The organism is uncultured Microscilla sp. (genome assembly GCF_947493425.1).
In the GTDB taxonomy this organism is placed as follows: domain Bacteria; phylum Bacteroidota; class Bacteroidia; order Cytophagales; family Microscillaceae; genus Microscilla.
Map to the genome: position 1 here is coordinate 1 of NZ_CANLRP010000642.1, position 255 is coordinate 255.

A 255-nucleotide genomic window follows, 5' to 3' on the forward strand; every position below is an offset into this window, starting at 1 on the left:
CGCTGCGCGCAGTGTTTGCGCTGGTTCACTTAGTCGTGCCTCCTGCGTTCACCCGCGCGCTCACTTTGCCCGGCTCCTCTGGCTAATTTTATTTTCTTCTGAAGAATATTGTTTGTATTTTTGGTGGCGCTTGGTGCTATTGAGCGGGAAGTTCTTTGCTTTATTTTTTCCGGAGTTGTTCTAATGAACGCGCGTATTGACATTACTTAGGATCTGAATAGGTACGTAACTATTTGATCTTAGGCTATTTAGGTG

General features: G+C 45.5%; 1 protein-coding gene. It reads left to right on the top strand.

Going from position 1 to position 255, the window contains the following annotated elements; translation table 11 throughout:
* A partial coding sequence (locus Q0954_RS34805) for a hypothetical protein (RefSeq protein ID WP_299466903.1) occupies positions 1-184 on the top strand: 184 nt, incomplete at its 5' end.
* Positions 185-255 lie beyond the last annotated feature (71 nt).